Annotated in this window: 25 protein-coding genes and 1 pseudogene; 14 read left to right on the top strand and 12 right to left on the bottom strand. The window is 72.0% G+C overall.

Translation table 11 applies throughout. The annotated features are described in order from the left end of the window. Positions 1-51: 51 nt before the first annotated feature. From QM782_RS18105 to QM782_RS18095, 3 genes are all read right to left on the bottom strand, one after another. Complete coding sequence (locus QM782_RS18105) at positions 52-240, bottom strand: hypothetical protein (protein ID WP_415204284.1); 189 nt, start codon at positions 238-240, stop codon at positions 52-54. Between the two features lie 143 nt (positions 241-383). Beyond that, complete coding sequence (locus QM782_RS18100) at positions 384-1,259, bottom strand: amidohydrolase family protein (RefSeq protein WP_415204283.1); 876 nt, start codon at positions 1,257-1,259, stop codon at positions 384-386. Next, on the bottom strand, positions 1,256-2,236 hold the full coding sequence (locus QM782_RS18095; RefSeq protein WP_415204282.1) for a tripartite tricarboxylate transporter substrate binding protein: 981 nt from the start codon (positions 2,234-2,236) through the stop codon (positions 1,256-1,258). Before QM782_RS18095 ends, QM782_RS18100 begins: the two co-directional genes overlap by 4 nt. Positions 2,237-2,347: 111 nt before the next feature. Here QM782_RS18095 and QM782_RS18090 point away from each other — a divergent pair, with 111 nt between their 5' ends. The 6 genes from QM782_RS18090 to QM782_RS18065 are packed head-to-tail and all read left to right on the top strand — an operon-like array spanning position 2,348 to position 7,917. After that, complete coding sequence (locus tag QM782_RS18090) at positions 2,348-3,064, top strand: aspartate/glutamate racemase family protein (RefSeq protein WP_415204281.1); 717 nt, start codon at positions 2,348-2,350, stop codon at positions 3,062-3,064. A gap of 14 nt (positions 3,065-3,078) precedes the next feature. Next, on the top strand, positions 3,079-4,152 hold the full coding sequence (locus QM782_RS18085; protein ID WP_415204280.1) for an isocitrate/isopropylmalate dehydrogenase family protein: 1,074 nt from the start codon (positions 3,079-3,081) through the stop codon (positions 4,150-4,152). Positions 4,153-4,170: 18 nt separating this feature from the next. Beyond that, a complete protein-coding gene (gene otnK / locus QM782_RS18080; protein WP_415204279.1) occupies positions 4,171-5,442 on the top strand; it encodes a 3-oxo-tetronate kinase in 1,272 nt (423 codons plus the stop codon). Continuing rightward, the gene (locus tag QM782_RS18075) at positions 5,439-6,359 is read left to right on the top strand and encodes a GntR family transcriptional regulator (protein WP_415204278.1); all 921 of its coding nucleotides are present in this window, start codon (positions 5,439-5,441) and stop codon (positions 6,357-6,359) included. Before otnK ends, QM782_RS18075 begins: the two co-directional genes overlap by 4 nt. Further along, on the top strand, positions 6,356-7,045 hold the full coding sequence (locus QM782_RS18070; protein ID WP_415204277.1) for an aldolase: 690 nt from the start codon (positions 6,356-6,358) through the stop codon (positions 7,043-7,045). Before QM782_RS18075 ends, QM782_RS18070 begins: the two co-directional genes overlap by 4 nt. Continuing rightward, entirely contained in the window at positions 7,039-7,917 is an 879-nt protein-coding gene (locus QM782_RS18065) for a methylglyoxal synthase (RefSeq protein WP_415205680.1), read from the top strand. Before QM782_RS18070 ends, QM782_RS18065 begins: the two co-directional genes overlap by 7 nt. 7 nt (positions 7,918-7,924) lie before the next feature. Here the strand turns inward: QM782_RS18065 and QM782_RS18060 are convergent, their stop codons facing one another. Continuing rightward, positions 7,925-8,749: a citryl-CoA lyase gene (locus tag QM782_RS18060; protein WP_415204276.1), complete on the bottom strand. Its 825-nt coding sequence runs from the start codon at positions 8,747-8,749 to the stop codon at positions 7,925-7,927. Positions 8,750-8,773: 24 nt separating this feature from the next. Then, complete coding sequence (locus QM782_RS18055) at positions 8,774-9,523, bottom strand: ABC transporter substrate-binding protein (RefSeq protein ID WP_415204275.1); 750 nt, start codon at positions 9,521-9,523, stop codon at positions 8,774-8,776. Between the two features lie 149 nt (positions 9,524-9,672). On the opposite strand from QM782_RS18055, the gene QM782_RS18050 reads away from it, so the two are divergent. Both QM782_RS18050 and QM782_RS18045 read left to right on the top strand, forming a co-directional pair. Then, positions 9,673-9,924, top strand: a complete 252-nt coding sequence (locus QM782_RS18050) for a DUF6364 family protein (protein ID WP_415204274.1) — start codon at positions 9,673-9,675, stop codon at positions 9,922-9,924. Further along, positions 9,921-10,337 carry a PIN domain-containing protein gene (locus QM782_RS18045; protein ID WP_415204273.1) on the top strand — a complete coding sequence of 139 codons (417 nt, stop codon included), beginning with the start codon at positions 9,921-9,923 and terminating at the stop codon, positions 10,335-10,337. The genes QM782_RS18050 and QM782_RS18045 overlap by 4 nt, the downstream gene beginning before the upstream one ends. A gap of 65 nt (positions 10,338-10,402) precedes the next feature. Here the strand turns inward: QM782_RS18045 and QM782_RS18040 are convergent, their stop codons facing one another. The 3 genes from QM782_RS18040 to acnA are packed head-to-tail and all read right to left on the bottom strand — an operon-like array spanning position 10,403 to position 15,034. Next, positions 10,403-11,470: a lactonase family protein gene (locus tag QM782_RS18040; RefSeq protein ID WP_415204272.1), complete on the bottom strand. Its 1,068-nt coding sequence runs from the start codon at positions 11,468-11,470 to the stop codon at positions 10,403-10,405. Beyond that, the gene (locus QM782_RS18035; protein ID WP_415204271.1) at positions 11,467-12,363 is read right to left on the bottom strand and encodes an FCD domain-containing protein; all 897 of its coding nucleotides are present in this window, start codon (positions 12,361-12,363) and stop codon (positions 11,467-11,469) included. The genes QM782_RS18040 and QM782_RS18035 overlap by 4 nt, the downstream gene beginning before the upstream one ends. A gap of 34 nt (positions 12,364-12,397) precedes the next feature. Next, positions 12,398-15,034, bottom strand: a complete 2,637-nt coding sequence (acnA, locus tag QM782_RS18030; protein ID WP_415204270.1) for an aconitate hydratase AcnA — start codon at positions 15,032-15,034, stop codon at positions 12,398-12,400. 80 nt (positions 15,035-15,114) lie between these two features. On the opposite strand from acnA, the gene QM782_RS18025 reads away from it, so the two are divergent. Both QM782_RS18025 and QM782_RS18020 read left to right on the top strand, forming a co-directional pair. After that, a complete protein-coding gene (locus QM782_RS18025; protein ID WP_415204269.1) occupies positions 15,115-16,107 on the top strand; it encodes a Bug family tripartite tricarboxylate transporter substrate binding protein in 993 nt (330 codons plus the stop codon). Between the two features lie 19 nt (positions 16,108-16,126). Next, positions 16,127-17,110, top strand: coding sequence for a Bug family tripartite tricarboxylate transporter substrate binding protein (locus QM782_RS18020; protein WP_415204268.1), 984 nt, complete (start codon positions 16,127-16,129; stop codon positions 17,108-17,110). A 24-nt stretch (positions 17,111-17,134) separates the two neighbouring features. Here the strand turns inward: QM782_RS18020 and QM782_RS18015 are convergent, their stop codons facing one another. Then, positions 17,135-17,890: a sulfite exporter TauE/SafE family protein gene (locus tag QM782_RS18015; protein WP_415204267.1), complete on the bottom strand. Its 756-nt coding sequence runs from the start codon at positions 17,888-17,890 to the stop codon at positions 17,135-17,137. Between the two features lie 97 nt (positions 17,891-17,987). Between QM782_RS18015 and QM782_RS18010 the strand changes: the two genes are divergently transcribed. From QM782_RS18010 to QM782_RS18000, 3 genes are read left to right on the top strand one after another with little or no spacing between them, the layout of a single operon-like run. Further along, positions 17,988-18,914 carry a LysR substrate-binding domain-containing protein gene (locus QM782_RS18010; protein WP_415204266.1) on the top strand — a complete coding sequence of 309 codons (927 nt, stop codon included), beginning with the start codon at positions 17,988-17,990 and terminating at the stop codon, positions 18,912-18,914. Further along, positions 18,887-19,642: an SDR family NAD(P)-dependent oxidoreductase gene (locus tag QM782_RS18005; protein WP_415204265.1), complete on the top strand. Its 756-nt coding sequence runs from the start codon at positions 18,887-18,889 to the stop codon at positions 19,640-19,642. Before QM782_RS18010 ends, QM782_RS18005 begins: the two co-directional genes overlap by 28 nt. After that, complete coding sequence (locus QM782_RS18000; RefSeq protein ID WP_415204264.1) at positions 19,639-20,433, top strand: alpha/beta fold hydrolase; 795 nt, start codon at positions 19,639-19,641, stop codon at positions 20,431-20,433. The genes QM782_RS18005 and QM782_RS18000 overlap by 4 nt, the downstream gene beginning before the upstream one ends. On the opposite strand, the gene QM782_RS17995 is transcribed toward QM782_RS18000, so the two are convergent. The 3 genes and pseudogenes from QM782_RS17995 to QM782_RS17985 form a co-directional block, all read right to left on the bottom strand. Continuing rightward, positions 20,420-21,283 carry a hypothetical protein gene (locus QM782_RS17995; RefSeq protein ID WP_415204263.1) on the bottom strand — a complete coding sequence of 288 codons (864 nt, stop codon included), beginning with the start codon at positions 21,281-21,283 and terminating at the stop codon, positions 20,420-20,422. The two genes, QM782_RS18000 and QM782_RS17995, sit on opposite strands and share 14 nt — an antisense overlap. Positions 21,284-21,645: 362 nt before the next feature. Continuing rightward, positions 21,646-22,803 carry an IS5 family transposase gene (locus QM782_RS17990; protein WP_415204262.1) on the bottom strand — a complete coding sequence of 386 codons (1,158 nt, stop codon included), beginning with the start codon at positions 22,801-22,803 and terminating at the stop codon, positions 21,646-21,648. Positions 22,804-22,879: 76 nt separating this feature from the next. After that, positions 22,880-23,143, bottom strand: a pseudogene (locus QM782_RS17985) (transposase); the annotation flags it as partial. A 115-nt stretch (positions 23,144-23,258) separates the two neighbouring features. Here QM782_RS17985 and QM782_RS17980 point away from each other — a divergent pair. Further along, a complete protein-coding gene (locus QM782_RS17980) occupies positions 23,259-25,868 on the top strand; it encodes an AAA family ATPase (protein ID WP_415204261.1) in 2,610 nt (869 codons plus the stop codon). Positions 25,869-25,870: the final 2 nt, after the last annotated feature.

The raw sequence follows: 25,870 nt of genomic DNA, 5'->3' as shown, positions 1-25,870 counted from the left end.
GCACGTCGACCTCCATCCGCGCCTGCACGCCCCGGGTGCGCAGCGCCACCGTCAGCGGCAGTACGCGCACTCCGTGACCGGGTCCCGCGCCCGCGCCCGCGCCGGCACGGTCGGCAGGTACGGCAGGTACGGCAGGTACGGCAGGTACGGCAGGTACGGCAGGTACGGCAGGTACGGCAGGTACGGCAGGCAGGCTAGCGCGACCCGCCGCCCTCCTCGATGCGGCGGTCGGATGGCCATGGCGGACGACGGTAGGCGCAACGGGAACGGCGGCGCTGATGGACAAGGTCGGCCGCGACTGCGGGCCGTGCCACCGCGACGCCCTGAAGAAAGCCAAAGGGTGCGGCGGCAGCCTTCCGGCGCCAGCGGACGGGCGGCTGCGGCTACCCCGCCCCGAAGCCATAGAGCCGCGCCGCGTTGCCCTCCAGCGTGCCGGCCGGCAGGCCCTGCGCCGCCAGCCAGGCCCGGCACTGCGCCAGCCAGGCGCGGTCGTCGACCTCGCGGAACGGCTCGGCCTGCGCCGGGTCGGCCGCGGCGCTGCGCGCCGCGCCCTGCGTGTGCGGCCAGTTCGAGCCCCAGACCAGCGCGCCGGGGTTGGCCGACGCCAGGTCGCGCACGAACGGCCGCAGCGCCGCGTACGGCGCCGGCGCGGACAGGTACGGCGCGGACAGCTTGACGCTCATCGCGCCCGCCGCCACCAGCCCGCACAGCGAACGCCAGGCCGGCGAGCGGAGCGCGGCCGGCCCGTCCGGCAGCCCCAGGTGGTCCAGCACGAAGTGGCGGCCGGCCGTGCGCAGCAGCCCGGCCAGCGCGTGGACCGTCTCCAGGCGCAGGTGCAGCTGCACATGCCAGTGCGCGGGAATGCGGGCCGCGGCGCGCGCGACGGCCTGGCGCGCCGCGGCCGCGTCGGCGATGCCCTCGACCACGAGGTTCACCCGCGCCGCGCGCACGCCGGCCGCATCCAGCCGCGCGATCTGCTCCGGCGTGGCGTCCGGCGCCGGCACGGCCACGCCGCGGCCGGCGCCCCGCAGCGCGGCCAGTGCGTCCAGCAGGCAGCCGTGGTCGTGCCCGTAGACGCTGGGCTGCACCAGCACGACCCGGCCCGCGCCGATGCGGCGCAGGTGGCGCTGCAGCTCGTCCACGCCGGCGCGCCCGGGCGTGAAGCGCCGCGCCGGCGCATACGGAAAGCGCGCCGGCTCGAAGACGTGGACGTGGGCGTCGCAGGCGGCGCCTGCCGCGCCGTCCGCCGGCCCGCTCACTGCGCCACGATCCCGGCGTTCCGGACCAGTTGCTGCCACTTGGCCAGCTCGTCGCGGATGAAGCCGCCGAACGCGGCGGGCGTGTCGGCCACCGGGCGGGCGCCCAGCTCCGCCAGCTTGCGCACGACCTCGGGATGCTGCAGCGCCTTGCCGATCTGCGCCTGCAGCGCGTCCAGCACCGGCTGCGGCGTCCGCGCCGTGGCGACGACGCCGACCCAGTGCACGACCGCGAAGCCCTGCAGCCCGGCCTCCGCGAAGGTCGGCACGTCGGGCAGCTGCGGCGCGCGGGTGGCCTGGCCGATGCCCAGGCCGCGGATGCGGCCCGACGCGAAGGCCGGGCCGGTGCTGGTGATGCTGTCGATCAGCAGGTCCACCTCGCCGCCCATCAGCGCCTTGAGCGACTCGCCGCCGCCCTTGTACGGCACGTGCAGGAACTTCGCGCCGGTGATCGTGCCGAGCAGCTCGGTCGTCAGGTGCGGCGTGCTGCCGACGCCGCCGGAGCCGTAGGTCACCGCGCCGGGGTGGGCCGCGGCATAGGCGATCAGCGCCTGCGCCGAGCCGAAGCGCGAGGTCGCGGGGACCATCATCACCATCGGCGACTCCGCGACCCGGACCACCGGCGCCAGGTCGCGCAGCGTGTCGTAGGGCATCTTCGGCTGCAGCGCCGGCGTCATCGTGAACGGCGCGCTGATGAAGCCCAGCGTGTAGCCGTCCGGCACGGCCTTGGCCACCGCGTCGGTGCCGATCACGCCGCCGGCGCCGGGCTTGTTGTCCACCACGAAGGGCTGGCCGGTGTCGGCGGCCAGCTGCCGGGCGAGCACGCGCGCCATCACGTCGTTCGGCCCGCCGGGCGCATACGGGACGATCAGCCGCACCGGCTTGTCCGGGTAGGCCGGGGGCTGGGCCAGCACCGGGGCGCAAGCGGTGGACAGGGCGAGCAGCGCGAGGGCGCGCCGCGTGCAGCGGTGCAGGATCATGGCGTGTGGTTCCGGAAAAACGCGGGTTCAGAAAAGGATGGGTGTCCGCATTTTTGTATTTATTCAAATAAAAGTACAATACGCAAAAACCATGACGCACACAGAACGCTCATGATTGCACCAAGAATCTGCTTGATACATGCTACACCACTGGCCGTCGCACCCGTGCAGGCCGCCTTCGAGCGCCTGTGGCCCGAGGCCGTGCGCATGAACCTGCTGGACGACCGCCTGGCGCCCGACCTGGAAGCCACCGGCCGCATCGATGCCGCGCTGATGGAGCGCTTCGCGGCTCTGGCGCGCTACGCGGTGCAGGCCGGCGCGCAGGGCGTGCTGTTCACCTGCTCGGCCTTCGGCCCGGCGATCGAGGCCGCGGCGGCGGCAGCCGGCGTGCCCACGCTCAAGCCGAACGAGGCCATGTTCGACGAGGCGCTGGACCGGTGCGCCGCGCGCGCGGCGCCGGGCCGGGCCGCGCGCATCGGCATGGTCGCGACCTTCGCACCCTCGGTGGCCGGCATGCGCGAGGAGCTGCTGGCCCTGGCCGCACGCCGCGGCATCGCCTGCACGCTGCAGGTGCAGTGCCCCGGCGGCGCGCTGCAGGCGCTGCGCGAGGGCCGCGCCGATGCGCACGACGCGCTGGTCGAGCAGGCCGCCGGCCGGCTGGCCGGCTGCGACGTGCTAATGCTGGCGCAGTTCTCGATGGCCCACCTGCGCGAGCGCGCGGCCGCCGCGGCCGGCATCGCGGCCCTGAGCAGCCCGGACAGCGCGGTGCGCCGGCTGCGGGCCTGCCTGGCCGACCCCATCCCTTCCCCTTCCACCCCGCACCCCTGACTGGAGAGAGACCCGTGCAATTCATCGTTCTGCCCTGCGACGGCATCGGCCCCGAGATCGTGGATGCCGCCGTGCACGTGTTCGAGGCCGCCGGCCGGCGCTTCGGCCTGCGCCTGCAATTCGACGTCGAGGACCTGGGCTTCGCCAGCCTGAAGAAATACGGCGTGACCATCCGCGACGAGCTGCTGGAGCGCTCCCGCGCCTACGACGGCATCATCCTCGGCACGCAGTCGCACGCCGACTACCCGCCGCCCGAGCAGGGCGGGCGCAACGTCTCGGCCGCCTACCGCATCGGGCTGGACCTGTACGCCAACGTGCGCCCGGCGCGCACGCGGCCGTTCCTGCCGTCCAACATGCGCGAAGGCCGCGCCATGGACCTGGTCATCATGCGCGAGGCCACCGAGGGCTTCTACCCCGACCGCAACATGGCGCGCGGCTGGGGCGAGATGATGCCCAGCCCGGACATGGCGCTGTCGGTGCGCAAGATCACGCGCCACTGCAGCGAGCGCATCGCGCGCCGCGCCTTCGAGCTGGCGATGACGCGGCGCAGGAAGGTCACCGCCATCCACAAGGCCAACAGCTTCCACATGACCGACGGGCTGTTCCTGCAGGCCGTGCGCGACGTGGCGCGCGACTATCCGCAGGTGCAGCTGGACGACCTGCTGGTCGACGCCGCCACGGCCCACCTGGTCAAGGAGCCCGAGCGCTTCGACGTGCTGGTGGCGACCAACTTCTACGGCGACATCCTGTCCGACCTGTGCAGCGAGCTGTCGGGCAGCCTGGGCCTGGCCGGCTCCATCATGGCCAGCGACACGCTGTGCTGCGCGCAGGCCCAGCACGGCTCGGCGCCGACCATCGCCGGCCAGGACAAGGCCAACCCGACCTCGATGATCCTGTCGGTCGCGATGATGGCGAGCTGGCTCGGCGACAAGCGCGGCGACGACGGCCTGCGCCAGGCCGGCCGGGCGATGGAGGCCGCGGTCGACGCCGTGCTGGCCGACCCGGCGACCCGCACCGCCGACATCGGCGGCACCATGGGCTGCAAGGCCTTCGCGGCCGCGGTCGCCCAGGCCGTGGCCGGCGGCTGAAACACGGGGGCGCACGCCATGGACACGCTGCACCTGGGCTGCATCGCCGACGACTTCACCGGCGCCACCGACCTGGCCAACAACCTCGTGCGCGGCGGCATGCGCGTCGTGCAGACCATGGGCGTGCCGGACGGCCCGCTCGACGCGTCGGCGGACGCCGTGGTCGTCGCGCTGAAGTCGCGCACCATCGCGCCCGGCGCGGCCGTCGCGCAGTCGCTCGCGGCGCTGCGCTGGCTGCAGGCGCAGGGCGCGCGGCAGATCTACTTCAAGTACTGCTCGACCTTCGATTCCACGCCGGCCGGCAACATCGGCCCGGTGGCCGGCGCGCTGATGGACGCGCTGGGCACCGACTTCACGATCGCCTGCCCGGCCTTCCCCGCCAACGGCCGCACGGTGTTCAAGGGCTACCTGTTCGTCGGCGACGTGCTGCTGCACGAGTCCGGCATGCGGCACCACCCGCTGACGCCGATGACGGATTCCAGCCTCGTGCGCGTGCTGCAGGCGCAGACCGCGCGCCGCGTCGGCCTGATCGACCACGCCTGCGTACGCGCCGGCGCCGACGCGATCCGCCGGCGCATCGCGCAGCTGCGCGGCGAGGGCGTGCAGATGGCCGTCGTCGACGCCGTGGACGATGCCGACCTGCACGCCATGGGCCCGGCGCTGGCGGAGCTGCCGCTGCTGACCGCCGGTTCGGGCGTGGCCATCGGCCTGCCGCGCAACTTCGGCATCGCGCCGGGCGGCCAGGCCGCGCAGCTGCCACCGGCGGCCGGCGCGCGGGCCATCGTGTCGGGCAGCTGCTCGGCCGCCACGCGCGCGCAGGTGGCCGATTTCATCGGCCGCGGCGGCGCCGCGTTCGCGATCGACCCGCTGCGCCTGGCCGCCGGCGAGGACCTCGCGGCCCAGGCGCTGGCGTGGGCGCGGCCGCGGCTGGCCGAAGGCCCGGTGCTGGTCTACGCGACCGCCGGGCCCGAGGCGGTGCAGGCCGTGCAGGCCCGCCTGGGCGTGGAGCGCGCCGGGCAGGCCGTGGAGGCCGCGCTGGCGGCCGTCGCGCGCGGCCTGGTCGAGGCCGGCGTGGGCCGGCTCGTCGTGGCCGGCGGCGAGACCTCCGGCGCCTGCGTGCAGGCATTGGCGGTCGAGCGCATGCGCATCGGCCCGCAGATCGCACCCGGCGTGCCCTGGTGCCATGCACGGACACCTTATGCTCAGGGGCTCGGCCTCCACTTGGCGCTGAAGTCCGGTAACTTCGGCGCGGTGGGTTTCTTCACCGACGCTTTCGAGCACCCGCCATGACACCCGCCCGCGCCCCGTCGTCCTCCTCTCCCGCCACCGGCAACGTCAGCCCGCTGATCCCGAGCCTGGCGGCCAAGATCCTGGAGATGGCGCGGCGCGAGGAGCTGCCCCGGGGCTACCGGCTGACCGAGCAGGCGCTGTGCGATGCCTTCGCCGTCTCGCGCTCGCCGGTGCGCAAGGCGCTGCAGTTCCTGGAATCCACGGGCGCCGTCAGCTCGATCCCGCACCGCGGCTTCCAACTGGCGCGCGACGGGCGCGAGTTCGCCGGCGTCGCGCTGGCCGACGCCGCGCCGCCGCTGGAAGACCTGTACCTGCGCGTGGCCAACGACCGCATCGCCGGCCGGCTGGCGCAGCAGGTGACCGAGGTGCAGCTGATGGAGCGCTACGGCCTGGCGCGCCCGCAGGTGCAGCGGCTGCTCAACAGGATGGCGCGCGACGGCCTGGTCGAGCGCAAGCCCGGCCGCGGCTGGATGTTCCGCCGGCTGCTGACCAGCGTGGAATCGCACCGCGAGAGCTACCGCTTCCGCATGATGATCGAGCCGCAGGCCATCCTGGAGCCCGGCTACGCGGTGGACCTGGAAGAACTGGAGCGCTGCCGGCGCGAGCAGCTCGACCTGCTGGACGGCGGCATCGAGCAGTGCACGCCGGCCCAGCTGTTCCAGGCCGGCAGCCATTTCCACGAGACCGTGGCGGCCGGCTGCGGCAACCGCTTCGTGCTGGACGCGCTGCGCAACGTGAACCAGATGCGCCGCATCGTCGAGTACGGCCTGCAGCTGGACCGCAGCCGGCTGCACCGCCAGTGCGAGGAGCACCTGCAGCTGATCGAGCTGCTGGTGCGCGGCGAGCGCATGGAGGCCTCGCAGTTCATGCGCCAGCACCTGAACACGGCACGCATCACCAAGGTGGGCAGCCCGTGAGCCCGGCCTGGGCCCGCGAGGAGATCTGCCGCGTCGGCGCCAGCCTGTACGCGCGCGGCTACGCCCATGCCACGGCCGGCAACATCAGCGTGCGGCTGGCGCCCGAGCACGGCGGCGGCTTCCTGATCACGCCGACCGACGCCTGCCTGGGCACGCTGGACCCGGCCACGCTGGCGCAGCTGGACGAGGCGGGCCGCCAGACCGGCGGCGACTGGGCCAGCAAGACCATCGCGCTGCACCGCCGCATCTACGCCGCCACGGCCGCCGCCGGCGCGCCGGCCGGCTGCGTGATCCACACGCACAGCACCCACCTGGTCGCGCTGACGCTGGGCGCGCCCGGCGCCGGCGTGCCCGCGGGCGAGCTGCTGCCGCCGATCACGCCGTACTTCGTGATGAAGGTCGGGCGCGTGCCGCTGGTGCGCTACCGGCGGCCCGGTGCGCCGGAAGCGGCCGACGCGGTGGCGCAGCTGATCGGCGAGTACGCCCGGCGCGGCATCGCGCTGCGCGCCGTGATGCTGGAGCGGCTCGGCCCGCTGGTCTGGCAGCGCTCCCCGGCCGAGGCCCTGGCCGCGCTGGAGGAACTGGAAGAGACGGCGAAGCTCTGGTGGATGTCCGGCCGCGCCTGCGCGCCGCTGGCCGACGCCGCGATCGACGAACTGCGCCAGTCCTTCGGGGCCACCTGGTGAGCCCGCGCCGCAGCTTCGGCCTGGCTGCCCATCCCCTGCACCACCAGGGCACCGACGGCAGCCTAGCGCAGTGGGTGCGCCACAGCGAGCAGGCGCTGCGCAGCCTCGGGCTCGGCATCGCGGCGGTGGGCTGCACCGCGGACGCGCTGCAGCACCTCGGCGCGCTGCAGGACCTGCCCGGCCTGGCCCGCCTGCCCTACGGCCGCGAAGGCGGCATCATGCGCATGGTCTCGCGCATCGCCGGCGGCGTGGACATCGGCAGCGAGCTGGCCGGCGCCATCTACCTGCTGGACCCGCTCCATCCGTCCTCGCTGTACCCCGAGGTCCAGGCGCTCAAGCGCCAGTGCGTCACGCACGACAAGCCGCTGCTGCTGACGCTGGCCGGCGCCATCGAGTGGATGGCGATCGAGCTGGCGCTGCACACCGGCGTGCCGCTGCGCGCGCAGCCGCCGGCCGGCGTGCTGCCGCCGCAGCAGCAATCGCTGGCGCTGATCGCGCACGACGCGCTGAAGCCGGCCATGGTCGCGTTCGCCGCCAAGCATTTCGACCTGCTGTCCAGCGCCCCGGAGCGCGTGGCCACTGGGACGACCGGCGGCCGGCTCAACGAGATGGCCTGGTCCCGCGGCTGGCCGCGCGAGCGGCCCTGGGTGCGCCCGCTGCGCAGCGGGCCGCTGGGCGGCGACGTCCAGATCGCCGAGCTGGTGCTGGACGGCCGCTGCCAGAAGCTGCTGTTCTTCGAGGACGTGCACGTCGCCCGCCCGCACGAGAACGACATCCTGACGCTGGAACGGGCGGTGTGCACGATGGGCAGGACGACGGCCTGCTTCAACACGCCGGCGATGGCCGACGCCTGGGCACGGGCCTGGAGCTGAGGGCGCGCTACGCGGGCGGCAGCTCGCGCGGCCCGGGCCCGTCGTAGGTCCACAGGTAGCCGCGCGGCACGGGGCCCTTGTTGCGCCCGCCCTGCCCGGCCTGCTCCCAGGCATGCGACAGGATGCCCACCGAGCGCGACAGGCAGAACAGTCCGCGGGCCAGCGGCGCCGGAAAGCCCAGCTCGGCATAGATGACCGCCGTCGCCCCGTCGATGTTCATCGGAATGCGGCGGCCGTTCCTGCGCGCCGCCAGCTCCGCCTCCACGCCGCGCCCGATCGCCGCGAAGCGCCCGCCGACGACGCCGGCGCGGGCTGCCTCGTCGACCAGCGCCAGCAGCCGCGGCGCGCGCGGATCCACCGGGTGGAAGCGGTGGCCGAAGCCGGCGACGAACTTGCCGTGCCGCGCGATGGCGGCCTCCAGGCCGCCGCGGACCGCTTCCTGCAGCGAGGCGCCGGCGTCCTGCCGGGCCGCGATGTCCTCGTACAGGCTCACGGCCTGCTCGCCGGCGCCGCCGTGCACGTCGCCCAGCACGTTGACGGCCGAGGCCATGGCGTTGTTCAGGCCGACGCCGCAGGTCGCCGCCATGCGCGCGACCGCGATGCTCGGCGCCTGCGGGCCATGGTCGACGGCGGACACCAGCGCGGCTTCGAGCAGCCGGCCCTGGCCCTGCGTCGGCAGTTCGCCGCGCGTCATCAGCCAGATCATCTGCGCGAAGCCGACGTTGCCGATCAGCTCCTCGATGGCGTAGCCGCGGTAGCGGATCACGCCGGGGCGCATCTCGATGATGGAGGTGCGCCACCAGTCGCCCACGCGGGGATCGTCGACGTCCATGCGCCGCCTCCTGCTGCGCCGGCGCTACGCCGCCGGCCCGGCGGCCGGCGCCACCGCCGCCCCCGCGACGCCGTGGCGGCGCAGCGCCTCGGCCACGAAGCCAGAGGCCTTCATGTCCTCCACGAACGCGGCCAGCGCGGCCTGGGCCGCGGCGCCCCGGCCCTCGGGCAGCCCCATGGCCTGCTGGATCACCATGAAGCGGCCCGGCAGCAGGCGCAGGCCGCCGAGCCGCGCGGCATCGGCCTCCAGCTGCTGCTTGACGCCGGCCGCGACCTCGGCGCCCTCGTCCAGGAAGCTCTGCACCACGGCCGGCGAGCTGGGCGCGCGCAGGATGGTCGCGGCCTGCAGCTCGCGCGTGAGGAACAGGTCGTAGGCGCTGCCCTTGCCGACCATGACCGTGCGGCCCGGCGCATCGACCTCGGCGTTGTCCCGCAGCGGCGAAGCCTCGCGCACCAGGTAGCAGCCCTCGATCAGCACGTAGGGCGCCGTGAAGCGGATGCCCTCGCCGCGCAGCGGATCGATCGCGAAGAAGCCGATGTCGGCCTGCCCGGCCTTGACCGTGTCCACCGACTTGCCGGCGGTGTCCAGCACCACCAGTTCCAGGTCCACGCCCAGGCGCTCGGCGAACGCGCGCGCGAGGTCGACCGACACGCCCCGGGCCTGGCCGTCGGCACCGCGGCCGGCCAGGATGGGGTTGCCCAGGTTGATGGAAGCGCGCAGGCGCCCCGCAGGGGTGAAGGCCTGGACGACGGCGGCGGGAATCGGAGTGCTCATGTTGTTCATCCTTGCGAAAAAACCCTGCAGGCCGGGCTGCCGCAGGCGGCCTCCCAGCCCGGAGAAACAGGCCTGCAATCGTCGGCATCCACCAGAGCGGATGGCAGACGTACAATTTCACGGATCTTATACGTCAATCGACCGGCGCCATGCAGACCAAGCTCACGCTGCGGCTCGACGCAGAACTGATCGAACAGGCCAAGGCGCAGGCCAGCCGCCATGGCAAATCGCTGTCGCAGCTGGTCGCCGACTATTTTGTGCAACTGGGCCAGCCGGCTCCTGCCCGGCAGGTCCCGCTGCCACCCATCGTCGCGTCGCTCAGGGGCGCGCTCAAAGGCACGCACGAGGAGGCGCCGGACGAACGGGACTATCGCGCCTACCTGGACAGCAAACACCGATGAACCTGCTCGTCGACACGAACGTCGTGCTGGACGTGCTGCTGGAGCGTGAGCCCTTCGTGCACGACAGCGCGCAGGTGCTGGCCCTGGTGGAGCGCGGGGAAGTGCAAGGCAGCCTGTGCGCGACCACGGTCACCACGCTGTTCTACCTGTGCGAGCGTGCACGGGACGCCCAGCAGGCGCGCGCGCACGTCGGCGCGCTGATGCGCCTGTTCGACATCGCGCCCGTCAACCGCGCCGTGCTGGGCGACGCGCTGGGCGCCGGCTTTGGCGACCACGAAGACGCCGTGCTGCACGAAGCTGCCCGCCACGCGGGTTGCCAGGCCATCGTCACGCGCAACGTGCGCGGCTTCCGCGCAGCCAGCCTGCCGGTCTACGCGCCGGGGGAACTGCTGCGGGCACGTGCCTCGTCCTGAGCCGGGCCGCAGGGACGGTACCGCCCTGCTCCGGGCCTGGACGGCGGCGCCGGCCAGCGCCATGCTCACGCCCCCAGCCCCGGCGAGAACACCATGCACACCGGGCTGCCGCAGGCGATGGACCAGCCCGTGGGCGCGAGCGTGCCTTCGGCGGCATCGACCGCGAACGCGGCGATGCCGTCGCTGTCCTCGTTCAACGCGAACAGGTGGCGGCCGTCCGGCGCCAGCGTGAAGAAGCGCGGCGTGCGCCCGCCGCTGGGCCAGGCGCCGAGCCAGCGCAGCCGGCCGGTGGGGGCGTCGATGCGGAACGCGGCGATGCTGTCGTGCCCGCGGTTGGATGCGTACAGCGTGCGCCCGGCCGCGTCGATGGCGATGCCGGCGGCGCGGCTGTTGCCGCAGAAGTCGTCGGGCAGCGTGGGCAGGATCTGCAGCGGCGCCAGCGCGCCGGTGGCGGCGTCGAAGCGGTAGGCGGTGACGGTGGAATCCAGCTCGTTGACGACGTAGGCGTACGGCGCCGACGGGTGGAACACCAGGTTGCGCGGGCCGGCGCCCTCGCGCGCGTCCACGTGCGGCTGGGCCGCAGGCGACAGCCGGCCGCCTTCGCAGCGAAAGCTGAACACGCGGTCCAGCCCTTTGTCGGGCACGACGACCCAGCGCCCGCTCGGATCGAACGGATTGAAGTGCGGCTTGGAGAACGGCTGCTCCCGGCGGTGCGGGCCGGGCGTGCCCGGCAGCGCGACGCGCTGCGCCACCGGGCCGAGCAGGCCGTCGTCCGCCACCGGCAGCAGCAGCAGTTCGCCGGTCAGGTGGCTGCTGAGGGCCAGGTGCCGGCCGCCGGGGTCCAGCGCCAGGTGCACCGGGTTGCGGGCCTGGCAGTCCCGCGTCTGCAGCAGCCGCAGCCGGCCGCTGGCGGCGTCGACGGCCAGCACGCTGGCCGCGCTGCCGTCGCCGTGCACGGTGTAGAGCCGGTCGCCGCGCCGGTTCAGCGCCAGGTACGACGGGTTGACCAGGCCGCCCAGCACCTGCACCGGCTCGAGCCGGCCTTGCGCGGCGTCGAGCCGGTAGACGCCGATGCCCTCGCCGCGGGCGTTGCGCTCGCGTGTGGTACGCGAACCGACATAGACGTAGGTCATGGCTTCAGGATCCCCCGGATCTTCTCGTGGTTGCGCAGCGTGGCGTTCAGGTGCGCGCGCATGGCCTCGGCGGCCTCCTCGTTGCGTTCGTGCTCCAGCAGGTGCAGCAGCTGCAGGTGCTGCCGGGCGTGCTGGGCATAGCGCTTGCGGTCGCGCATGGAGCGGTACGACAGCAGCCGCCGCACGCGGTTGACGCGGCGGATGGTGTCGATGAAGAACGGGTTGCCCGAGGCCTCGACCAGCGATTCGTGGAAGCGCACGCCGCGCTCGTGCAGCTGGTCGGCGGTGTCGGTCTCGATGCCGCCGTCCAGCAAATGCTGCTCGGCCGCGCGGCAGCGCGCCAGCACGGCCGGATCGAGCCGGTAGCCGGGCTCCAGCAGCGCCGCGGGCTCCAGCGCCAGCCGCAGCCGGTAGGACTGCAGCAGGCTGTCGGCCGTGGTCAGCATGCTGCTGAAGGCCCAGCCGTAGCCCGGCTTCTTCTCGGCCCAGCCCTCGCGGGCGATGCGGCCCAGCACGGCGTTGAGCTGCGCCGGCGTGAGGCCGTAGCGGCTCTTGATCAGCGCCTCGGGGAACTCGTCGGGCAGCTCGCCGCGCAGCCGGTCGTCGGCGATGCGGAAGTACGCGCTGGTCACGGCGTCGTCCCCGTCCAGCCCGAGCTGGTCCACCAGCTCGGCCAGCGGGCGCTCCACCGGCTGGGCGAGGAAGTAGCCGCGGTTGCGCTCGCGGTGCAGGATGCCCTTCTCGTGCAGCAGGCTCAGCGCGTCGTTGACGGGCGTGCGCGAGACGCGCAGCCGGTCCGCCAGCAGCTGCGCCGGCAGGTGGCTGCCGACCGGCAGGCCGTCGGCGCGGATCAGCTCGAGCACCCGGGCGGGGATGGATTTCTCGGTGGGCATGGCCACCGGATTCTGCCGGGGCGCGGACGCGCTGCTAGGCATGGGCGGCGATGGTCTTCTTCAGGATCGCCGGGATCACGCCGCCCTGGCGCAGCAGCTCGACTTCGAGCTGCGTCTCCACGGCCGCGGTGGCGGCGAGCGGCTCGGCCCGGCCATCGGCGCGCAGCACGCGCACGGCCACCGGCGCGCGCGGCGCGATCGCATCCGCCGCGGCGTCGACCGCGATGCGGTCGCCCGGCGCGAGCCGCAGCTGCTCCGGCCCCATGCCGGCCGCCAGGCGCAGCGGCAGGATGCCCATGCCGATCAGGTTGGAGCGGTGGATGCGCTCGAAGCTCAGCGCCAGCACCGCGCGGATGCCGAGCAGCCGCTGGCCCTTGGCGGCCCAGTCGCGCGAGGAACCGGTGCCGTAGCGCTCGCCGGCCACCAGCACCACCGGTTCGCCGGCCTCGCGGTAGCGCTCGGCCACGTCCCAGATCGGCTGCACCTGGCCGCTGGGCACGTGCAGCGTGTGCGCCACCGGCGCGCCCGGCGCCAGCAGGTTCTTCAGCGTCTTGCTGTGGAAGGCCGCGCGCAGCATGACCTCCCAGTTGCCGCGGCGCGAGGCGAACACGTTCAGGTCGTGGCGGTCGTCGCCGCGCGCCACCAGGAAGTCCGCCACCAGGCTGTCCGGCGGGATCGCGCTGGCCGGCGAGATGTGGTCGGTGGTGACGTCGTCGCCGAGCACCAGCAGCGGATACGCCGCGTAGCGGCCGAGCTGGCCGCCTTCGCCGGCGGCGGCGAACGGCGGGCGGCGCAGCGCGGTGGAGGCCGGGTCCCACGGGAACAGCGGGCCGTCGGGCGCCTGCAGCGCATGCCACAGCGGGTTGGCGGCGGCGAGGCGGAAGTCGCGCCGGTAGTCGGCCGGATCGGCCGCCAGCGCCAGGTGCGCGTCGATCTCCTCGCGCGTGGGCCACAGCTCGGCGAGGTGCACGGCGCGGCCGCCGGGCAGCGTCTGCACCGGCTCGCGGGACAGGTCGCGCGCGGCGTCGCCGGCCAGGCCGAAGGCGATCACCAGCGGCGGCGACATGATGAAGCTCAGCTCGATGTCCGGGTGCACGCGGCCGGGAAAGTTGCGGTTGCCCGACAGGATGGCGACCGCCTTGCTGGCGCCCTGCTGCTGCGCCGCGCGGATCGGCTCGGGCAGCGGGCCGGAGTTGCCGATGCAGGTGGCGCAGCCGTAGCCGACGATCTGGAAGCCGACGGCCGCCAGGTCGTCCAGCAGGCCGGCGCGCGCGAGGTACGTGGCCGCGGCCGGCGACCCGGGCGCCAGCGAGGTCTTGACCCAGGGCGCCACCGCCAGGCCCAGCCGGCGCGCCTTGCGCGCCAGCAGGCCGGCCGCGACCAGCAGGCGCGGGTCGGAGGTGTTGGTGCAGCTGGTGATCGCCGCGATGGCGACCGGGTGCCTGGGCAGCTCGCCCGGCGCCGCGGGCGCGAAGCCCACCGCCGCCAGCGCGCGGCCCGTGCCGCCGTAGGGCAGCAGGTCCTGCGGGCGGCGCGGGCCGGCCACGTGCAGGCCGATCGCCGCGAGGTCGATCTCGATCGTGCGCGTGTAGCGCGGCGACTGCGCCGGGTCGAACCACAGGCCGGCGCGGCGCGCGTAGGCCTCGACCAGGCGCGCCTGCGCCTGCGGGCGGCCGGTGGCGCGCAGGTAGTCCACGGTGCGGCCGTCGATGCCGAAGTAGCCGGTGGTCGCGCCGTACTCGGGCGCCATGTTGGCGACCACGCAGCGGTCGCCGGCCGAGAGCGTGGCCACGCCCGGGCCGAAGAACTCGACGAACTCGCCGGCCACGCCGATCGCGCGCAGGCGCTGCGTGACGGTCAGCGCCAGGTCGGTCGCCAGCACGCCGGGCGCCAGCGCGCCGACGAGCTTCACGCCGGTCACGTCCGGGATGCGCAGCATGGTCGGCATGCCGAACATCACGGTCTGCGCCTCCAGCCCGCCCACGCCCCAGCCCAGCACGCCGATGCCGTTGACCATGGGCGTGTGGCTGTCGGTGCCGATCATCGTGTCGGGCACGATCCAGCGCCCGCCCGCGCGCTCCTCGGTCGTCACCACCGTGGCCAGCTGCTCCAGGTTGATGGTGTGCATGATCCCCGTGCCCGGCGGATTGATGTGCACGCCGGCGAGCGCCTTGGACGCCCAGCGCAGGAAGCGGTAGCGCTCCTGGTTGCGGCGGATCTCGTGGCCCATGTTCAGCGCCGGCGCGTCGCCCCGGGCGTAGGCCTCCACGGCCAGCGAGTGGTCCACCGACACGTCCACGCGCAGCCCGGGGTTCAGCACCGCGGGGTCGACGCCGGCCTCGGCCAGCGCGTCGCGCATCGCGGCGATGTCCACCAGCGCCGGCGTGCTGGTGGTGTCGTGCATCAGCACGCGGCCGGGCTGGAAGGCGATCTCGGCCTCGCTCGTGCCGCTTTCCAGCCAGCCGAACAGCGCGGCCACGGCGGCGTCGCGCTCGGCGCCCCGCATGTGGCGCAGCGCGTTCTCCAGCAGCAGCCGCAGCACCAGCGGCAGGCGCTGCAGCCGCGCGCCGAAGCGGCCCGGCAGGTCCACCCATCGGAAGGACTGGCCTTCGAACGCGAAGGGCGCGTCGTCGCCGGCGCCGGGGCTGGTCTCGTGGTGTGTCGTGTGCATGACTTACATTTTGCTTTTTTCAAATTAAAAATGCAATCCTCATCGACCCATCGCCTCAACCAACCTCCAGGAGACCCCCGATGACCCGACCGACCCGCCGCGCGTTCGCTGCCGCCCTGCTCTGCAGCCTCGCGCTGCCGCTGGCCCTGCCCGCCGCGGCGCAGGACTACCCCGCCAAGACCATCACCATCGTCGTGCCGTTCTCGGCCGGCGGCGGCGTGGACGCGATGGCGCGGCTGCTGGCCGAGCAGCTGCGCGCCGACTTCAAGCAAAGCGTGGTCGTGGACAACAAGCCCGGCGCCAGCGGCATGCTGGGCGCCAGCGCCGTCGTCAAGGCCGCGCCGGACGGCTACACGCTGCTGCTGGGCTCGGCCGGCGAGACGGCGATCAACCCGTTCATCTACAAGGCGCGCATGCAGTACGCGCCGGCCAGGGACCTGGCGCCGATCACGCTGGTCACGCGCGTGCCCAACGTGCTGGTGGCCAATCCGCAGCTGCCGGTGAAGAACGTCGAGGAGCTGGTCGCCTACGCGAAGAAGAACCCCGGCAAGCTGACCTACGCGACCAGCGGCGTCGGCAACCCGCAGCACCTGAACGGCGAGCTGCTGAACAGCCTGGCCGGCATCCAGCTCGCCCACGTGCCGTACAAGGGCGCCGCCGGCCAGCTGGTGGACGTGGCCGGCGGCAACGTGGACCTGAGCTTCGTCAGCCTGGCCGGCGCCGCGCCCTTCATCAAGGGCGGGCGGCTGAAGGCGCTGGCCGTGACCTCGGCCCAGCGCGCCAGCTTCGCGCCCGACATCCCGGCGATCGCCGAGTACAAGCCGCTGGCCGGCTACGCGCTGGACAACTGGTTCGGCCTGTTCGCGCCCGCCGCCACGCCGCCGGCGGTGCTGCACAAGCTCAACGCCGCCGTCACCCGCGCGCTGCGCGACCCGGCGCTGGCGGCCCGGCTGCGCGAACAGGGCGGCGAGCCGGCGCCGATGACGGCCGAGCAGTTCCGCGCCTTCATCGAGGCCGAATCCCGGCAGTACGGCCGCATCGTCGAGGCCGCGAAGATCACGGCGGACAACTGAAGCCATCGGGAGAACCTCCATGAAGCGTTCCCTGACCCGACGCACCGCCACCGCCGCCGCGCTACTGGCGGCCCTGGCACCCACACTGTCCGCGCAGGCACAGCAGGACTATCCCAGCCGCCCGATCACGATCATCGTGCCCTTCGCGGCCGGCGGAAACACCGACGTCAAGACCCGGCTGCTGACGCAGCACCTGGGTGCAGTGCTGGGCCAGCCGGTCGTCGTCGACAACCGGCCTGGCGCCAGCGGCAACATCGGCATCGAGTTGCTGACCAAGGCGCAGCCGGACGGCTACACGATCGCGATGGGCAGCTTCGGACCGCTGGCCGTGAACCCCTGGATCTATCCCAGGCTGCGCTTCGATCCCAAGAGCCTGACGCCGATCGTCCTGCTGGAGAAGAGTCCGCTGGTGCTGAGCACGCCGGCCGCCAAGCCGTTCCGCACGGTGGCCGACGTGGTCGCGGCCGCCAGAGCCAGGCCGGGCGCGCTGAGCATCGCCAACGCCGGCCCCGGCGGCGCGCACCACCTGTCGGCCGAGCTGTTCGAGAACGCCGCCGGCATCGAGCTACTGGCCGTGCCGTACAAGGGTGGCGGTCCAGCCGCCAATGCACTGCTGGCCGGCGAGGTCGACCTGATGTTCGAACAGACCAGCGCGGCCCTCCCCTCCATCCAGGCCGGCAAGGTCCGCCCGCTGGCGGTCACATCGTCCAGGAGGCTGGCCGCGCTGCCGGACGTACCGACCTTCACCGAACTCGGGCTCCCCCAGGTCAGCGTGTCGAACTGGATGGGCTACGTGGCCCCAAAGGGCACACCGCCCGCGATCATCGCCAAGCTGCATGCCGCGTTCGTGCAGGCCATGGACAGACCGGAGGTCCGCGACCGCATCCTGTCGCAGAGCAACGAACTGGACGGCGGCAGTCCTGCGGATTTCGCGGCCTTCATCGACGCCGAGAGCGCGAAGTGGTCCCGGCTCGTCAAGGAACGCAATATCCGGATCGAGTAGATCCGGCGATGCCGGGGCCCCGCGTCAGCCACGCAGCAGCATGTGCCCGCCCAGCGCCAGCAGCCCGAGCAGCAGGCAGCGGCGGAACACGGCCGGCGACAGGCGCCGGCGCAGCCCGGCCCCGAGGGCCATGCCGGCCAGCGCCGGCAGCAGCATGGCCAGCGACAGCGGCCAGCCCGGCCCCGCGCCAGCGCCGGCCAGCCCCAGGCCAGCCGCCAGCGCCAGCGTGGACACGGTGAACGAGATGCCCATGGCCTGGACCAGTTCGTCGCCGTGCCAGCGCAGCGCCTGCAGGTAGGGCACGGCCGGCAGCACGAACACGCCGGTCGCGGCCGTGACCAGCCCGGTCGCCAGGCCGGCCAGCGGCCCCAGCACCGGCTCGGCCGGCGGCGCCACGGCCAGCCGCCGGCCGGCCAGGCTCCACAGCGCGTAGGCCACCAGCGCCAGGCCCAGCGCCCGCGGCGCCCAGGCGCCGGCCGGCGCGCCCCAGATCCAGGCCCCGCCCAGCGTGCCGGCGACGACGCCCGCCTGCATCGGCGCGAGCCGGACCAGCAGCGCCGGCAGGCGGCGCCAGGGCTGCATCTGCCAGAGGTTGGTGACGCACGAAGGCACGATCAGCAGCGCCGCCGCCTCGGCCGGCGTCATCCACAGCGCCAGCAGGCCCATCGCCACGGTCGGCAGGCCCATGCCGACCACGCCCTTGACGAAGCCCGCGAGCAGGAACACCGCGGCGGCCAGCGCCGGCAGCAGCCAGGAGGAGGAATCGGCGGACGGGAGCATGGCGCCGATTCTGGGCAGCGCCCCCTGCCACCGCCAGTCGGAATGCGCGCAGCCGGCCTCAGGCGGCGCCTGAGACGCGGCGTGTTAGCGTCGCCCGATGCGCTTCGACCTGACCGACCTGCGCCTGTTCGTGCACGTGCACGCGGCCGGCACCATCACCGGCGGCGCGGCGGCCAGCCACATGACGCTGGCCTCCGCCAGCGAGCGCATCCGGGCGATGGAGGATTCGCTGGGCGCGCCACTGCTGACGCGCCTGCCGCGCGGCGTGCAGCCCACGCCGGCCGGGCGCAGCCTGCTGCAGCATGCGCGCGCGGTGCTGCAGCAGATCGAGCGGCTGCAGGCCGAACTGGCCGACTACGGCGCCGGCCTACAGGGCCAGGTGCGCCTGCTGTGCAACACCTCGGCCCTGGCCGAGCACCTGCCGCCGGTGCTGAGCGGTTTCCTGGCCGCGCACGCCGGCCTGTCGGTGGACCTGGAGGAGCGCCCCAGCGAGCAGATCGCCGACGCGCTGCGGGCCGACCTGTGCGACCTCGGCATCGCCTCGGACGCGGCCGACCTCGCCGGCCTGCAGACGCATGCGCTGTGGCCCGATCCGCTGGTGCTGGTGGTGCCGCGCGGCCATGCCTGGGCCGGCCGCGCCGCCATCGGGCTGGACGAGGTCGCCGGCGCCGCGCTGGTCGGACTGGCCGAGCCCAGCGCGTTCCAGGCCCACCTGGCGCAGCAGGCGCGCCGGCTCGGCCGGCAGCTGGCCTACCGCGCACGGCTGCGCAGTTTCGAATCGGTCTGCCGGCTGGTCGGCCAAGGCATCGGCGTGGCCATCGTGCCGCTGGCCGTGGCGCGGCGCTGCGCCCGCACGGCCGGCGTGCAGCGCGTGGCGCTGGCCGAGCCCTGGGCCGCGCGCCGGCTGGTGCTGTGCCTGCGCGACGCACGGGCGCTGGCACCGGCCGCGCAGCGCTTCGTGCAGCACCTGCTGGGCAGCGGCACTACCATGCCCGCATGTCGTCCGAACACCTCACCATCCTGACCGGCGCCTCGCGCGGCATGGGCCTGGCCATGGCCCGCCAGCTGCTGCGCGAGGGCCACCACCTGCTGTGCATCGCGCGCCACGCCGATGCCGCCCTGGCGCAGGCCGGCGGCGCGCACTGCACGCAGTGGCAGGCCGACCTGGCCGACGGCGCCACCGTGGCCGCGCGGCTGGACCACTGGCTGGCCGCCCACCACGGCGCGCGCTGGACCAGCGCCACGCTGATCAACAACGCCGGCACCATCCCGGCGCTGGTGCCGCTGGCCGAGTCCGATCCGGCCGAGCTGGCGCAGGCGCTGCGCGTGGGGCTGGAGGCGCCGATGCTGCTAACGGCGGCCTTCCTCGGCGCCACGGCGGGCTGGAGCGGCCGGCGCCGCGTGCTGAACGTCTCCTCGGGCCTGGCCCGGCGCGCGCAGGCCTCGCAATCGGCCTACTGCGCGGCCAAGGCCGGCCTGGAGCACTTCACGCGCTGCGTCGCGCTCGACGAAGCGCCGCGGCCGAACGGCGCCAGGGTCTGCGCGCTCTCGCCCGGCGTGATCGACACGGCCATGCAGGCCCAGCTGCGCGGCGCCGACGCCAGCCGCTTCCCGGACCAGGGCGCCTTCGCCCAACTGCATGCGAACGGACAGCTGGCGTCTGCCGAGGCCGCCGCCGCGCGCGTGCTGGCGTACCTGGCGCGGCCGGACTTCGGCACCCAACCGGTGGCCGACGTGCGCGACGCTGCATGACGCCGCAGGACCACTGGATCGCCACGCCGGCCGGCCGGCTGTTCGCGCGCAGCTGGCAGCCCGCCGCAGCGGGCGCCGCCGCCCCGCTGCTGCTGCAGCACGACTCGCTGGGCTGCGTAGAGCTGTGGCGCGACTTCCCGGCGGCGCTGGCCGGCGCCACCGGGCGCCGCGTGCTGGCCTACGACCGGCTCGGCTTCGGCCGTTCCGACCCGCGGGCCGGCGCGCTGCCGCCCGACTTCGTCGCCCGCGAGGCGCGCGAGCAGGTGCCGCTGGTGCTGCAGGCGCTGGCCGTGGACCGCTTCGTCGCGCTGGGCCACAGCGTGGGCGGCGGCATGTCGGTGGAGACCGCGGCCGCCCATCCGGCGCGCTGCACCGCGCTGGTGACGATCTCGGCCCAGGCCTTCGCCGAGGACCGCACGCTGGCCGGCGTACGCGCGGCGCGGGAAGTCTTCCGCCAGCCGGACCAGCTGGACCGCCTGGCGCGCTACCACGGCGCCAAGGCGCGCTGGGTGCTGGACGCCTGGACCGAGACCTGGCTGTCGCCGGCCTTCGCCGGCTGGACGCTGGACGCCGCGCTGGCACGCCTGGGCTGCCCGGTGCTGGCGATCCACGGCGACCGCGACGAATACGGCTCGACCGCGCACCCGCAGCGCATCGCGGCCCGCGCCGCCGGACCGGTGCAGCAGCTGGTCGTCGAGGGCGGCGGCCACCTGCCGCACCGCGAGCAGCCGGAGCGGGTGCTCGCGGCCGTGGCGCGCTTCCTGGCCGGGCCGCGGATCAGTACTTGCTGACGTAGCCGTGGACCATCGCCCGCACCAGCGGCTCGAAGTCCAGGATCTTGTCGGTGTTCAGCACGACGCCCAGCGGCGCCGGTGACCCGGCGCGCGGGGCCGCGGGCACGGCCTGGCCGCCACGCAGGTGGCCGACGATGGGCTCCACCCCGCCCTCGCCGCCGTGCAGGCTGGCATGGCGCTGCGCCACCAGCACGCCCACCAGCGCCACGCCCGGCGAACGCTGCGGCACACCGCCCTCGCCAGGCAGCGCCGGCACGCGCAGGAACACCGGCGCGCCGCCCAGGCCCGCATGGCAGGGCGCGTCGATCAGGAATTCCGGCGCACCGCCGTAGGGCAGCCCGGCGTGCGTGGCCGTGACGCCCAGGCGCACCACGGGCTGCGTCTGCTGCGGGTCCGCCAGGCCGAGCGGAAAGCCGAGCACCGCCACCTCCTCCAGCGCCGCCAGCGCGGTGCGCTGCTCGCGCGGCAGGATGGCCGAGCGCGACAGGTAGGTCACGTGCAGCGCATGGCCCTCGGACCGCAGCGCCTGCAGGTTGATGCCGACGAACAGCAGCACCAGGTCGACCGAGGGGTCCGGATGCGGATGGCAGCGGTCCTGCAGGTCGTTGATGCGGAACTCCTGCGCACGGGTATCGCCCGGCTTGCCGGTCAGGAAGAAGCGCCCGCTGCGGGCGCCCTCCACCACGTGCCGGCTGGTGACCAGGCAGGGGCTGCGCTTGCCGTTCTCCAGCAGGAAGGCGAAGAAGAAGCCAGTGCCGCACTGCACGCCGCCCGGCGTCTCGCACTCGATCCGGGCGACGCCGTAGCCCAGTTCCTCCGTCAGTTTTTGTGATCCGGCAAGTGGCATGGTGAACACTCGGGGGCGGTATCGCCAGGGAATCGGATCGTAACCGAGCGAATGCAAGCGCCGCATCCGCACACAAGATGAAACATTCGGTGCGCGCCATGCATCCTGCACACCTCGGCCTCGAATGCCTCAGCGTATGCAAACGACCGCGTTCGCACACCGAACGTGCTCGATCTCGACCGCCTTCCCGCCATCCGGACGCCGGAAAGCCCGTCGAGCGGCCATACTCGCCGTCCTCGCACGTGCAGAGGGCAGATGGGCCGCGGGCACGACACCTTGCCTCCACGCCATCCATGTCGGGGCGGACCGGCTGCTCCGGAAGCGGCACGCCACCCCGGCGGGCTCAGAGGGTGTAGACGAAATCAACTACCGATAGCGAGCCTGCTGAGCAGGATACGCGCCTCGGCGAGCCAGACCCAAGCAGCGGATGTCGAGGTCTTACGATCGTGGTGCATGACCATGCGGCGCCAGCGCTCGTTCCAGGCATGGGTCCGCTCGACGACCCAGCGCTTGGGCAAGACGACGAAGCCTCGGATGGGCTCATGCCAGAGCGACTGTTGAGGATCGTGCAGGGTACCGGTCGAGCGGTTGCCAGGCCGGCGCACGACCTCGAGCCGGATGCCGTGAGTCTGCTCGATCACGCGGGCGCATTGACCACCGTAGGCCCCGTCGGTGTAGAGCCTCTCGATCGTAGGCACCTTGCGACAGGCCTGCACCACGACTTCCGCAGCGCCATCGCGGTCCTGTACGCTGGCAGCGGTCACCGTGACCGCCAGCAACCATCCCAACGTATCCACCACGATGTGGCGCTTCCTGCCTTTGACCTTCTTGCCCGCGTCGTAGCCGCACTCTCCGCCCTGCGGTGATGCCCGGTTGGACTGCGCATCGATGACGGCCGCGCTCGGTTCGGCCCCACGGCCCATGCGGGCCCGCCACTGCTGGCGCAGCCGGTCTTGCATGTGCTCGAAAGCATCGACCTCAACCCAGCGCACGAAGGCTTTGTAGACCGCCTGCCACGGCGCGAAGCTCGACGGCAGGAGTCGCCAGGCACAACCCGTCCGCAGTACGTAGCAGCAGGCGTCGACCAGGTGGCGGCGTTCATACCGTTCTGGTGCTCCGCGGCTACCTTCAGGACGCTCAAACAGGTCGGCGACCAAGCGCCATTCGGCATCGGTCAGATCAGTGCTGTACTCGCCGGCCTTGCGCCGATGCGCTACGGTATAGCCATATCGCCTGACCACGCCGACCGTTGCTTCTGGCTCGACCGACTCGCCCCGGGCCTGCCGCTTTGGCATCGAGCGCACGATGCCCTGCGCACGCAGCGTCCTGCGGATGGTCGCAGTGCAGACCTGCACTGCGCCGAGGTGGTCGAGCTCTGCTGCCAGTTCGTCGAGCGTCGAATGCAGCATCCGGGAAACGATCTCGCGCAGCAAGAGGATGTGCTGCGGCGTCAAGGCCGCGGGCCTGCCGCCTCGATTAACCGCATTCGAGCCACTATCGCCAGGCTTGGGTTCCGTCATCGAAATCTCCTGCACACAGAGCAGATGACTTTCAATGTTCAGGCCAGTTGATTTCGTCTACACCCTCTCAGAGTGACTAAAAAAACTCTAGAAGACTTCGCAAGCAGATCAGGAAACAGGCAACGTAAAGCAAGGCGAGATGCATGTCAATGCGGCGCTCGCACCGGGTACGTAGCTTGCCAAAGGCGGCCAGCCAGGTATGCGTGCGCTCAACCACCCAGCGGTGACGTCCGAGCCGATTACGGCGTTCCATGCCCTTGCGGGCGATGCGATCCTCAATGCCCCGGCGCTTCAAATGAGCACGGCATCGCCCACAGTCGTAAGCCTTGTCCGCATGCAGAGCGGACTTCCACATACGCAATATTGAGGATTTGCGGCGATCTTGCGCTCGCTATCATGTCTACACGGTCGCGCACATACCAGTGCCTCGGCCCTTCTTTCATGAAAGGATCGACATGGATGAGGACGAACTCCTCGACCTGCTCCAGGCCAAGCGGAAAGACTTGATCGATGCGGCACTGAACGGCTCGCCACCGGTGCAGGTGATCCGCCAGGCGATCGAGGCCACTCGGAACGCCATCGAGCCATTCGACGAGCGTTCCCTGGCCTCACTGCTGGTCGACGTCGATGCGGCGATCGTGCACCTGCTGTCCAAGGAAGGCATCGAACCGTATAGCCAGACTTTCCTTGCGGTCGGCGACGAGAAGATTCCGGTCAGCCTGTTCTATCGGCCGGCCGAGCAATTGCTATTCGCTGCCATCGACGAGCAACCGCCCGTCCTGCTCGCCACGACGCCTGAGCCCCAGCGGTTTATCCGGGCGTTGATGGTCAGATGTGCGACGCAGGGGTATGCCCGGCCGCTGCAGATGTGGTCGCCTGCGTCAGGCTTGTTCGAAATCAAGGGCGTCGGCAGCGAAGCAACCTTCCATGACGTCGCCAACCCTGAACGCCGCTTCGGTCAGGAAGTAAAGATCGGCGTCATGAGCGACAAGATCGATGGCGACATGGATCCGGAGGCGCGCAACACGCTGGTTCGGCTGCTTTTGAACGCTGATGATTTCAAGCTCGGAAAGGTCGATCTGGACGGCATGAGCTTCGGTGTCGCCATCAAGGCGCAGGAGTCCGGCGTCGAGATCGTGGTCGATGATCTGTCGGATGGGCCGACCCCCGGTCTCGAACTGACTGAGGCTCTTCGGGAACAACTCCGGCGGTGGGCCTTAGAGCTGGCAGCCGCTGCGCAGCACGCGCATCAGGTCAAGGAAAACCAGTTCCTCCAGGAAATCCCGTTCGGGAAGGTCATTGCCTATCTCATCGAGAAGAGTGCGCCTGGCTCCCTGGTGGTGCTACTTGATTGCCATCACCACCTAGCCGCCGAATCCCTTCAGTCCGGGTTGAACACCCGTGTCGTCAAGGACGCTTACTATCGCCTCAAGCGGGAACGCAAGAACATCACGCTGCTGATGTTCGCGAGTGAAACGACGCTGCCTGCCGACTTACGCGAAGAACTCCGTCGGATCAACCTGAGCCTTCCGTCACGCCACGAACTGCTGGTTGCGCTCAGAAAGCGAATCGCGCTTCGCGAGCTACCTTCGGCATTCCTGGAAGAAGGCCCGGAAGGTCATCTGATCCGGCTGGTCGAGGCAGCTGCAGGCATGACCCTCGGAGAGGCGTGCAGTGTCATCGACCGTTTCGCGCGACGTCCTCGTCTGCCGGCCGAACTCGTCGAAGCCATGCACGATGCGAAGAACGGCGCAGTCAATCGTAGCCAGGCGCTGGAAGTGGTCGAGACGCGCGGACAAGCAAGCGCTCAACTTGGCGAGGCGGACCAGCAACTGGGCGGCATGGAACGTCTAGTCGCCTGGCTAAAGAGCCGCCGCAAGGTGTTCGACCACCCCGAAGCCGCGCGTGCCGCCGGCATCGATCGCCGCCCCAAGGGGGTGCTGTTGCTCGGAATACCCGGTGCCGGAAAGAGCCTGGCGGCCAAGGTCGTTGCATGCACCTGGCGGCTTCCGCTGCTGCGCTTCGACATGGGCGCAGTTCGCGACAAGTACGTCGGCTCGTCCGAAGCGCGCATGCGGGAAGCCCTCAGGACCGTGACGGCGATGGCGCCTTGCGTACTCTGGATCGACGAGATCGACAAGGGTGTCGCTCAAGGCGACAACACGCATTCGTCGACCGCGGACCTGAATCTTCGCGCCTCCCTGCTGACCTGGATGCAGGAATACCGTGAGCCCGTTTTCATCGTCGCAACCGCCAACCGCATCAGCAGTCTGCCACCGGAGCTGATGCGCGCCGGCCGCTTCGACGCCCGCTTCTTCCTCGGCTGCCCGGGGCCCTCGGGTCGGCGCGAAATCCTCTCCATACACCTGACCAAACGCATGGTCGAGTTGAGCGACGACGACATCGACGCGATCGCTAATGCTTCGCACGGCTTCACCGGGGCGGAGCTTGAGCAACTGGTGCTGGACGTACTCTACGACTGCTTCAACGAGATCAACGAGATCGGGACCGTGCGTCCGACGCGCCAGCATTTCCTAACGCGTCTGGAAAACATGCAACCGGTCATCAAAACGGTGGGAATCAAAGGTGCGGACGGGCACTCGCATGGCGGATTGGACGAAGTTTGGGACCTCATCGAGGAAGGCCGCGTCGAGCTGGCCTCTGAATTCCTCCTGACGCGCTCGCAGGTGTCCAAGCTGATCGACCCCTACTTGTACCGCCCCGTCTATTGCCACAAGGAAAAGATCGAAGGCTTCGAGAAGCTACATACGCGAGCCGAGCGACTGGTCATGGGTTCTCCGTTCCACGCACCCGTGGCCACTGTCCTGGGCACCGGCGATTCGGACTGGATCTACGTGGAAACCAATGTGAAATTCGAGCCCAGCGACCTCGGTTGCTTCAAGTTCATCGACCAGTGGCCCACGGTAGAGGACAACGGCGTGTTCGACATGCTGATCACGCAGTACGGCATCGAGCAGATCATCTTCACCGACCCCGACTTGCTTAAGGCTTTCCAGAGGCGGGACGGCTTGGCCCAGTACAGCGAATTGCTGGTCTTGCAATGAAA

This window comes from Pseudorhodoferax sp. (assembly GCF_047601025.1).
In the GTDB taxonomy this organism is placed as follows: Bacteria; Pseudomonadota; Gammaproteobacteria; order Burkholderiales; family Burkholderiaceae_C; genus Pseudorhodoferax.
The sequence above is the reverse complement of the archived record's forward strand: the minus strand, read 5'-3'. Positions and strand labels throughout refer to the sequence as shown.

Bases quoted from the DNA above. Each gene is read 5' to 3' on its own strand.
- QM782_RS18055 (WP_415204275.1), bottom strand. From the start codon at position 9,523: ATGAGCACTCCGATTCCCGCCGCCGTCGTCCAGGCCTTCACCCCTGCG.
- QM782_RS18005 (WP_415204265.1), top strand. From the start codon at position 18,887: ATGTCGTCCGAACACCTCACCATCCTGACCGGCGCCTCGCGCGGCATG.
- QM782_RS18035 (WP_415204271.1), bottom strand. From the start codon at position 12,363: ATGCCCACCGAGAAATCCATCCCCGCCCGGGTGCTCGAGCTGATCCGC.
- QM782_RS18020 (WP_415204268.1), top strand. From the start codon at position 16,127: ATGAAGCGTTCCCTGACCCGACGCACCGCCACCGCCGCCGCGCTACTG.
- QM782_RS18095 (WP_415204282.1), bottom strand. From the start codon at position 2,236: ATGATCCTGCACCGCTGCACGCGGCGCGCCCTCGCGCTGCTCGCCCTG.
- QM782_RS18105 (WP_415204284.1), bottom strand. From the start codon at position 240: ATGGCCATCCGACCGCCGCATCGAGGAGGGCGGCGGGTCGCGCTAGCC.
- QM782_RS18000 (WP_415204264.1), top strand. From the start codon at position 19,639: ATGACGCCGCAGGACCACTGGATCGCCACGCCGGCCGGCCGGCTGTTC.
- acnA (WP_415204270.1), bottom strand. From the start codon at position 15,034: ATGCACACGACACACCACGAGACCAGCCCCGGCGCCGGCGACGACGCG.
- QM782_RS18040 (WP_415204272.1), bottom strand. From the start codon at position 11,470: ATGACCTACGTCTATGTCGGTTCGCGTACCACACGCGAGCGCAACGCC.
- QM782_RS18045 (WP_415204273.1), top strand. From the start codon at position 9,921: ATGAACCTGCTCGTCGACACGAACGTCGTGCTGGACGTGCTGCTGGAG.
- QM782_RS17995 (WP_415204263.1), bottom strand. From the start codon at position 21,283: ATGCCACTTGCCGGATCACAAAAACTGACGGAGGAACTGGGCTACGGC.
- QM782_RS18010 (WP_415204266.1), top strand. From the start codon at position 17,988: ATGCGCTTCGACCTGACCGACCTGCGCCTGTTCGTGCACGTGCACGCG.
- QM782_RS18015 (WP_415204267.1), bottom strand. From the start codon at position 17,890: ATGCTCCCGTCCGCCGATTCCTCCTCCTGGCTGCTGCCGGCGCTGGCC.
- QM782_RS17990 (WP_415204262.1), bottom strand. From the start codon at position 22,803: ATGACGGAACCCAAGCCTGGCGATAGTGGCTCGAATGCGGTTAATCGA.
- QM782_RS18050 (WP_415204274.1), top strand. From the start codon at position 9,673: ATGCAGACCAAGCTCACGCTGCGGCTCGACGCAGAACTGATCGAACAG.
- otnK (WP_415204279.1), top strand. From the start codon at position 4,171: ATGGACACGCTGCACCTGGGCTGCATCGCCGACGACTTCACCGGCGCC.
- QM782_RS17980 (WP_415204261.1), top strand. From the start codon at position 23,259: ATGGATGAGGACGAACTCCTCGACCTGCTCCAGGCCAAGCGGAAAGAC.
- QM782_RS18075 (WP_415204278.1), top strand. From the start codon at position 5,439: ATGACACCCGCCCGCGCCCCGTCGTCCTCCTCTCCCGCCACCGGCAAC.
- QM782_RS18090 (WP_415204281.1), top strand. From the start codon at position 2,348: ATGATTGCACCAAGAATCTGCTTGATACATGCTACACCACTGGCCGTC.
- QM782_RS18025 (WP_415204269.1), top strand. From the start codon at position 15,115: ATGACCCGACCGACCCGCCGCGCGTTCGCTGCCGCCCTGCTCTGCAGC.
- QM782_RS18060 (WP_415204276.1), bottom strand. From the start codon at position 8,749: ATGGACGTCGACGATCCCCGCGTGGGCGACTGGTGGCGCACCTCCATC.